This is a genomic window from Runella zeae DSM 19591 (assembly GCF_000423565.1).
GTDB lineage: Bacteria > Bacteroidota > Bacteroidia > Cytophagales > Spirosomataceae > Runella > Runella zeae.
Genome location: NZ_AUIF01000080.1, coordinates 1 through 9,288 on the forward strand (window position 1 = coordinate 1; position 9,288 = coordinate 9,288).

General features: G+C 39.5%; 7 protein-coding genes. All 7 read left to right on the forward strand.

Annotation, left to right across the window (positions count from 1 at the left end):
* The first annotated feature begins 360 nt into the window (after positions 1-360).
* On the forward strand, positions 361-1,551 hold the full coding sequence (locus G563_RS0117695) for a replication initiation protein (RefSeq protein WP_028666485.1): 1,191 nt from the start codon (positions 361-363) through the stop codon (positions 1,549-1,551).
* Positions 1,552-1,680: 129 nt separating this feature from the next.
* The gene (locus tag G563_RS0117700; RefSeq protein ID WP_028666486.1) at positions 1,681-1,968 is read left to right on the forward strand and encodes a transposase; all 288 of its coding nucleotides are present in this window, start codon (positions 1,681-1,683) and stop codon (positions 1,966-1,968) included.
* Complete coding sequence (locus tag G563_RS0117705) at positions 1,968-2,873, forward strand: IS3 family transposase (RefSeq protein WP_037327344.1); 906 nt, start codon at positions 1,968-1,970, stop codon at positions 2,871-2,873. The genes G563_RS0117700 and G563_RS0117705 overlap by 1 nt, the downstream gene beginning before the upstream one ends.
* A 117-nt stretch (positions 2,874-2,990) precedes the next feature.
* On the forward strand, positions 2,991-3,551 hold the full coding sequence (locus G563_RS0117710) for an RNA polymerase sigma-70 factor (RefSeq protein WP_028666488.1): 561 nt from the start codon (positions 2,991-2,993) through the stop codon (positions 3,549-3,551).
* 109 nt (positions 3,552-3,660) lie between these two features.
* Positions 3,661-4,704, forward strand: coding sequence for a FecR family protein (locus G563_RS35150; protein ID WP_051211053.1), 1,044 nt, complete (start codon positions 3,661-3,663; stop codon positions 4,702-4,704).
* A 189-nt stretch (positions 4,705-4,893) separates the two neighbouring features.
* Positions 4,894-8,403 (forward strand): TonB-dependent receptor, encoded by a 3,510-nt coding sequence (locus tag G563_RS0117720; RefSeq protein WP_084650903.1) that lies wholly within the window; start codon positions 4,894-4,896, stop codon positions 8,401-8,403.
* A 13-nt stretch (positions 8,404-8,416) separates the two neighbouring features.
* The coding region (locus G563_RS0117725) for a RagB/SusD family nutrient uptake outer membrane protein (RefSeq protein ID WP_028666490.1) at positions 8,417-9,288 on the forward strand (872 nt) is incomplete at its 3' end.

A 9,288-nucleotide genomic window follows, 5' to 3' on the forward strand; every position in this document is an offset into this window, starting at 1 on the left:
TGAGTCATGTATAAATGTATATCTATTCATGTAGAACCTCAAAGTGTATAAAATGTATATTCATTCATGTGTGGATAAGTATTTATCGTACTGATAAACAGAGAGTTGAATAGTTATTATTGTTGATAACTCAGCATAAAATGTATATCCATTCATGTAAAACCATCGTAACTGACCTCAGAAAATGAATACTGGCATAGGGTAATATACATTTTTGGAGATAATGTATATCCATTCATTACTGAATAAGAGTTAATTAATTGATAATCAACATACTTGAAAAGATAAAATGTAAATAAATTTTGAGCGTATTTACATTTTATCTAAGTTTGCTTGAATTCTAAACCTAACAAACAACCAATGGCAAAGAAGACCAATTCGGAATACATTGAAGACTTGCAGAATAATTCCGATGTGGTCATTCTGAATAACCCCATTGCAACGCCCACCTTTATACGTCAGTTGTCGAAAAGTAAAAAAGCGGAGATTAACGAAGTATATACACCTAAGTTATTCTACGAAATTGCTTCACGACTCAAACCATCAGACTTAGAAAACCTGAGTCGTAATACAAACATTGTATTAACACTTGAAATTAAAGACTTTTTAAAGAGCATTCAAACGACCAACACATCGGGCTATTCGTACTTGATTGACTCCATCAAGATGTTACAGACTACGCTTGTGGAATGGATAGAAGGTCGAGAAACCATCATCGTACCCATTATTTCGCAGAGTGTACATAAACACGATTCTGGAAAGATTGACCTCTATATATCGCATGATTTAGCGAAGCAGATTTTGCAGGTAAAGGAAACCGAGAATTTTAGCTTCTTCAAGAAAAACGTATTTGCCTTACAGACCACTCGCTCTATCAAGTTATTCCCTTTTTTTAGCAGTTGGAAGAACTATGGTCGCCCCATTGACGTGGACTTGAAGTCATTCAAGGAAAAATTGGGCTTCAATAAAGCGGTTTATTCTCGTTTTTCGTCTTTAAAAAAACACGTCATTGATCCAGCGATTCAGGAGATAAACGAGAAAACCGACTTGTTTGTGAAATATGAGTTGCTCGGTAATAACTTAGAATCAAAAAAACCACGAGTAACGGGCATACGGTTTTGGGTGTGGGAAAAGAAAAACTTGAAAGCCATAGAAGAGAAGAAAGCCAAGCAGGGTAGGGGAGAGGTAATCACGGACGTTGATAAGTACATAGAACAAGTAACAGCTGACTACAAAACTCGATTACGCAAACATGCCGACGAATTTTATGATCGCCTCTTGGGTAATGCTGCCAATAAGACTCACTATGGTGAATTGATTGCCAAATTTCAAGGGACGGCTTTGGTCAATCAGTTCAATATGATAACTGATGTGGAATGGATGATGAAAGAATTCTTTCGTATGTTTCCGTACCATGCCGAGTCATTGCGCTCGCTTTCGGCTATTCGATCTCACATAGAAGTTACGGAACAAGAATCTAAACAGCGAGGATTTTTGTTGTATTTTGAATTGGATGAAGGGTTTGGATTGAAAGTAACAAAGGCTATGTAATCAATGGGGAATTATCAATAAAGTAAGACCAGAATTGGTGATTTTTGGTTAGAGTAAAGTAGAAGCCTTATATATTCGTGGAGTGGTCCTGTTTAGACGGACACCTGTAATGCGTAATTTTGTACAATTATGGCAAATCAAGGTAAGAACAAACGGGGTCAAAAATATGACACCAGTTTTAAAGAACAAGTACTTCAAAAAGTACGCAACGGCCAGAGCATACCCAAAGTAGCTGCGGAATTGGGCATCAGTGAGGGTATCATTTACCAGTGGCAAGGTAAAATGGATTCCGATGACAAGCGAAAAATCAGCGATTTGGAGCGAGAGGTTTCTCAGCTACGTAATCAGTTGAAACAAGCAGAGATGGAACGAGATATCTTAAAAAAAGCGACAGCCATTTTTGCCAAGTCGGGATAATTGAGCGATATGAATTTGTAAAGCGAGAACAAAAAAAATATCCGATTAGAACCATGTGTAATATTCTTAATATCAGCAAAAGTAGCTATTACTCCTATCTCAAAGGGGAAAGTCATCAACAACCTATTGAAAGCGGTTTAGGTGCTGAATTACGGCAAGTCTTTCAGAGCCATAAACGTCGTTATGGTTCAAGAAGGCTGCACGCAGAACTGAAAGATATGGGTTATAAAATTGGCCGTCATGGTGTTCGTAAATTGCTTGAAGAGCAGGGTTTAAAGGCTATTCAACCGCTATCTTTTGTTCCTAAAACCACAAATAGTAAACATGGATTAGTGGCTTGTCCTAACTTGTTGGGTATGGGTTTTGAGGCCGTCAAGCCCTATCAGGCATGGGTTTCTGACATTACTTATATACCGCTCAAGGGTGCTAAATGGGCTTACCTGGCCGCTTGGACAGATATTTACACACGGAGAATTGTGGGTTGGGCAATAGATACTTCAATGACACAAGAGTTGATTATGGCCGCCTTAAGTAGTGCTGTTAGACGCTATAAACCTACTAACGGACTAACCCTTCATTCAGACCGTGGAGGACAGTATTTTGGTTTAAAGTTTAAACAACTCATTGACAAATACCAATTCAGACAAAGTATGGCAGGGGTTAAATCTGCCTATGAAAATGCTCATGCAGAATCAATTTGGGCAACAATTAAGCGTGAATTGATAGAAAAGGGAAGTTTTGAATCATTCGAAGATGCTAAAACCGAACTCTTTGACTACATTGAAGTTTATTACAACCGACAACGCAGACATTCGGCATTGGGCTATCTAAGCCCTGAAAATTTTGAACAAATCTATAACCAAAAACAATTAACTAACCTGCAAAGTAAAGTGTCCGCCATTTGAGAACCACCCCATCGTACTCAATTTTGACGCAATACTAACAATTAAGCCTGAATGCGCTTTTATAGCATATTCAGATTCTCACATAAAATCAAAACCCAATTTGGGTAATGTGTAGCCTTGGATGTACCTCTGACAGATATTGAACTTTTACAGTTAATCAAAAACCACAATCAAGCGGCGTTTGAGTCATTGTATCGTTTGTATTGGAAACGATTATATGATTTTGTTTACGTCAAAACACATGATGGGAATGTAGCTGAAGAAATTGTGCAAGATTTGTTTGTTACCCTTTGGGAAAAGAGAGATTCACTGTTAATACATAATATTCAAAGCTATTTATTTGCATCAGCTCGGAACCGTATTATTGATTATTACCGCCAAAAAACCTTTGATGAGTTGGACAACGTTGAGGTAGAAGATGTCAATGACTATCCCATTTTTTTAGAAGAACTCCAACAAGCTTTACAAGAGGCGGTAGAAAAATTACCACCTAAAACCAAAGAAGTCTTTCGCCTTAATCGTTTTGAGGGACAATCAACACGCCAGATAGCTAACCGTCTTCAATTGACTGAACGAGCCGTTGAATATCATATTACACAAGCACTACGTACACTCAAAACTTTACTAAAAGAGTTTCTGATAAGTGTCATTTACTATTGTTTATATAGTACTTTTTAAAGAACTTTCTGCGTTTTTGTTAGTATTGATATAATATTTCCGCTATTTTTTTTTCATATTTACGGTTAGCTCCTTTTTTCTCGTCTTATCTACAAACGCATTCAATTCCATGAGTAAAAAACACTTCCATAAGTTATTAAGTCGTTATCGACAAGGCGAGTGTTCTGAGCAAGAAAGACGCTTGGTTGATCAATGGTTTACCTTAATTGATGGTGAGAAGCCCAACCATACTTACGAAGACAGCCAACAAATTGAGAACCAAATATGGAAAGCCATTAAATCACGTCAAAATATAGAACCGACTTTTTCAAGTCACCAACCTTCCGTATTTTCTTTATGGCGTTGGATAGCCGCAGCCTCTGTATTATTAGGATTGGTATGGGGAGGTTATCAGTGGCAAAAACTTGACAGAACACTACTGCCATCTGTAGTTGTAAATCAAACAAAAGGTTTGAAAAAAGAAACAAATACATCTCAACAGCCCCAAAAACTAACCCTTGTTGATGGTACCGAAATTAGTCTCCAGCCCAACGCCAGTATTGAGTTCCCTGAACGTTTTGAAGGGACAAAACGTGAGGTCTTTTTAACAGGGAAAGCATTCTTCAAAGTAAAACGGAATTCGCAGAAACCGTTTTTTGTCTATACGGGTGAAGTTGTCACAAAAGTATTAGGAACGAGTTTTTGGGTAAATGCGCCCCAAGATAATCGCTCAGTTGAAGTAGCAGTATTGACAGGTAAAGTATCTGTCTTTCAGAGAGACGCTCGTAATGATTATATTTCTGAAAAAGTAAAAAGTGGTGTTATACTTACTCCAAATCAAAAGGTTTTTTACACCCAAAATAATCAAACCTTCGTGACAAGTTTGGTAGAGAACCCAGTACTGATTCCATCAGAAACACCTAATAAAGTTATGGAGCCTTCATTTATATTTGATGATACGCCGCTTAGTGAAGTAATGGCAAAGCTGGAAGAATCCTATGGAATTGAATTCATTTTAGAAAATGAACGACTCAGAAATTGCCTTTTTACTGCTGATATAACCAAACAACCACTATTTACCAAACTTGATTTACTCTGTGCTTCAATTAATGCCAGCTACGAAGTGCGTGGTACCAAAATACTGGTAAGTGGTAATGGTTGTGCTCAAGAATAAACAAATCTTTAAACCAATGCCTATGTCATAAAAAACATTCAAACAAAAATGAGCCGAATGTGCTGTAACACTTTCGGCTCGTTAGGTCACTCCTCCTAATACTTGGCAGTTGATACACCCCGAAGAGGGTGTGTAGAGGAGTCGTTTTGCCGATTTTTTTTAAATAGTCCAACAAAACCCCCAAAAGTAATGAAAAAACAATTATCAACCTCTCCTCTACTCAGGCAAATTATGAGGATAACACTTTTGCAAGCTTTCCTAATTATGGTAGGAATTTCGCTTGGATACGCTCACGATACTAATGCACAGGAATTGCTTGACCGTTCAATAAGTGTCAAGTTAGAAAACGTAGAAGTGCGAAAAGTATTAGATAAAATTGAAACAATCGCCAATGTTAAGTTTGTATTTAGTTCCAATAATATACGGGCGAATAGGAAAATAAGCGTGGCTGTTTCAGACCAAAAACTATCAGTAGTATTAGAGCAAATATTTAAACCACTTGGTATTTCATATCGAGTAATTGGTGGGCAAATACTACTCAATGTAGATGAAAATGAGCCTCAACCGACTTTACCAAAAAACGACGAAGCGGGAAACACTCCCGCTGAACTGACCGTCACAGGAACAGTGACCGATGAAAGTGGGGTAGCATTGCCCAGCGTAAATATTTTGATAAAAGGAACTCAGCGAGGCACATCTACTAATGCCGCTGGGGAGTTTAGTCTCTCTGTCCCCGACTCTAAGGCGGTCTTGGTGTTCAGTTATGTGGGTTATGAAAGCCAAGAACTAACCGTGGGCAATCGTGTTCGTTTGACTATTACACTTAAAGCTGATACCAAAGCATTAGGTGAGGTAGTTGTCGTCGGTTATGGCACACAAAGTAAACGTAACGTAACGGGGGCAGTGGCCACTGTAAAATCGGAGCAGATACGTCAAGTGCCAGTTATGAGTCCCGAACAAGCCCTGCAAGGACGAACAGCAGGGGTGCAGATCATGCAGTCGAACGGAGCACCAGGTGGTGCGGCTCAGGTACAGATTCGGGGTGTAAATAGTACCAATGCGGGAAGAAACGGCCCATTGTACGTATTGGATGGTGTTCCTCTTTTTGACGCAGGAGGACAAGTGACAGCTGGTGGTGGGAATGCTGCTACACCCGAAAGTAACCTCGGTAGTCCACTGGCGACACTTAACCCCAATGATATTGAATCTATTGATATTTTAAAAGATGCCTCTGCTACTGCTATTTATGGAGCAAGAGCTGCAAACGGTGTGGTGGTAATTACAACCAAATCGGGAAAATCAGGGAAGACTAAATTCAATGTGGATTACTATTACGGTGTTCAGCAAATGATTAACAAACTGGATATGCTTAATGCCACAGAAGGTATAGTGGTTCGGAATGAGGCACTTCTTAACACAGTGAGTGATTTTAATCGCTTTATCTATCCAGAGGCTTTTAACCCATTTACTTTTAATTCAAGCCCTTCATTTAAAAGTGTTGATTGGCAAAACGAACTCTTTCGTACTGCATCTATCCAAGACCTCAACCTATCAGCGAGCGGCGGAAGTGAGAAAATCAAGTATATGACGAGTGCCAACTACTTCAAACAGAACGGGATTTTTATCAATACTGACATGCGCCGGATTTCGGCTCGTTTCAACCTGGATGTGAATGCAACCAACCGCCTCAAATTTGGTTTGCGTTCGGCGGTTTCAAATCAAAGCGGAAACAATGTAGCTGATAATAACCCATTTCAGGGCACCCCTCTCCAAGCACTCAGTACCCCAGGGTTTGTACAGGCATTTAACCCAGATGGGTCATATTTTGGGCCTCTCATTGGTTCTGCTTTTTGGACTGACTTTAACAGGAATCCAGTATTTGAAGCTGAGAAGTTCTTACGCCCCTTGGACAGAAACCGAGTAAGTACCAACGTTTTTGTAGAATATGAAATTATTGATGGACTGAAATTTAAATCATTAGCAGGGGTAGATTTTACAACGCTGAACCAAAAAAACATTCAATTTGCGCAGCCTCGTGGGCCATTATTTACAGTGGCTGGACCAGATATGGCCCCTACTGGCCATCGAATAGGTTTTAATAATACTCAATCGTTAAACTGGGTACTTGACCAAACGCTGACCTACAATCGTACAATCCGTGAAGATCACCAAATAGAGGCATTACTCGGTTTTTCAGCCCAAAATTTTCAAACTAAAAACTATTCTGGGCGTAGCGATGGCGCATTAAATCCTAATCTTTTGTTAGCAAGTAGTGGTGGGCAAAACATTCTTATGTCAGAAGGTTATGCTGAGGCAGGTATTGTGTCGCAATTTGTAAGGGTTAATTACAATTACAAAGGCAAATACTTACTAACAGGTACAGTTCGGAGAGATGGTTCTTCGAATTTTGGCCCTGCTAATCGGTACGGCTATTTTCCTGCCATTTCGGCTGGGTGGCGAGTTTCTGATGAGCCTTTTATGAAAAACCTTGATTTCTTGACCGATGTTAAGGTTCGTGCAAGCCATGGGTTAACGGGTAATCAAGATATTGGCTCTTTTGGCTTCTTGGCACGAATGGGCGCCGCTAACTATACTTTTGGAGGGACATTTGTAAATGGAGCGTCACCTAATTCATTGGCAAACGACAATCTCCAATGGGAAGCTAACCAAAAAACTGATTTGGGTATTGATTTCAGTATTTTGAAAGGGCGAGTGAATGTTACGGCTGATTATTTCATCAATAATTCTAAAAATCTATTGATTGGCATTCAGATTCCACAATTTTCGGGTTTTTCGAGTCAGATTGCCAACTTAGGTACTATTCAGAACAAAGGATTTGAATTTGCCCTTAATACTCAGAACTTAACGGGTGCATTAAAATGGAATACTAATTTCAACATTAGCTTTGTTCAAAACAAAGTCCTTGATTTAGGTTTGACTGCATCGGGTGGCCCACAAGAAACTTTTGGCTTTACGCCGGCGGGTGCTGCTGGACCCGTAAACGTAACTCGCAATGGACTGCCCATTGGTTCGTTTATTGGCTGGAAAACTAATGGAATATTCCAAACCGATGAGGAAACAAAAGGCTATCCTACTTGGAACAATACAGTAACAAGAGCAGGTGATGCCAAGTACGTAGATACTGATGGGGACGGGAAAATTACTGACTTAGACCGTGAAATATTAGGCTCGCCCTTTCCGAAGTTCTATGGTGGTATGACCAATGATCTTACCTACAAGAACTTCTCACTTAACGTATTTGCCAACTTTGTTTACGGTAATTATATTTTTAATCAATCTCGCCTACAACGTGAACAGTTTTTGAATTATGCTGGTGGATTAGCAAACTTAGACCGTTGGCAAGGGCCAGGTACGGGTAATGGCAATACTCGTCTAACTGCTGGGGCACAGTCACAGTATAACCGTTTGACATCCTATCGTTTTATCGAGGATGGCTCGTTCTTACGAATTCGTAATATCACTTTTGCCTACCAAGTGCCAAGTAAAATACTATCAAAAGCTCGAATTGAGTCTTTAAGACTGTATGCCAGCGTGAGTAATGCGCTTACTTTCACTAAGTACCAAGGCTGGGATCCAGAAGTAAACAGTAGTGGTAGTAACGTACTAAACGGTGGTATTGACCAAACAGGCTACCCAGTAGCTCGAACTTTCCAAGTGGGTTTTAACCTTCAATTTTAATCAACTCTGAACAATGAAAAGAAGCATATATTTATTGGCATTGGTATTGTTTTCAACCACGGCCTGCAACGAAGTACTCGAACCTAAGCTCAGTGATACGGGTCAAGTAGGTGTAGCAGATTTTTACACCGATTTTTTAGGAGCATTTCAAGGAATCAATGGCGTTTATACTTCTTTGAGAGGAGTTTATAGCCGATTCTGGATTACAGATGCACTCAGTGATGATGGGCAAATAAGTTCGGGAGGGGATCAAGCATTTGCCGATTTGGAGTTTCAAACTGTACAATCTAATTCAAGTATTGCAGCTGCGTTATGGGCGCAGAGTTACATTGGGGTTTACAGAGCCAATGTTTTTTTAGAAAGAGCACCCAAAATAGAAGGTTTGCAAGGTAATCAAGCAATTTTGAGAGACCAGTTTGTAGGTGAAGCTTACTTTATTCGAGCGTTATTGTATTATAACTTGATACGTTTATTCGGTGATGTACCATTAGTTACGAAAGAAATTACAGATACTCGAACCTTGAATATTCCACGTAACAGTGTGCAGGAGGTACAAGCACAAATTGAGAAAGACTTGTTAGAGGCTATTCGATTATTGCCAACTCGTCATCCCAATCCACGTCTCATTCAACCTATTGTGAATATTCCAGGAGGGCGAGAGGTAGGGCGTGCTACATTAGGAAGTGCAAAAACTTTATTAGCTGACTTATATTTGAGTCGTAACGAAAATGCCAAAGCCGAGACATTACTACAGGAGGTTGTAAACAGCGGTGTGTATTCTTTGAATGTACCATTTACTCGCAACTTTGAAGCCTTAGGCGGACCAGAAAACGGTACTGAGTCAGTTTTTGAAGTTCAATACGCTCCTGTTTCTTTACTGGCAGG

Excerpts from the sequence above, each read along its gene's own strand:
- G563_RS0117695 (WP_028666485.1), top strand. The coding sequence starts at position 361 with ATGGCAAAGAAGACCAATTCGGAATACATTGAAGACTTGCAGAATAAT.
- G563_RS0117700 (WP_028666486.1), top strand. The coding sequence starts at position 1,681 with ATGGCAAATCAAGGTAAGAACAAACGGGGTCAAAAATATGACACCAGT.
- G563_RS35150 (WP_051211053.1), top strand. The coding sequence starts at position 3,661 with ATGAGTAAAAAACACTTCCATAAGTTATTAAGTCGTTATCGACAAGGC.
- G563_RS0117720 (WP_084650903.1), top strand. The coding sequence starts at position 4,894 with ATGAAAAAACAATTATCAACCTCTCCTCTACTCAGGCAAATTATGAGG.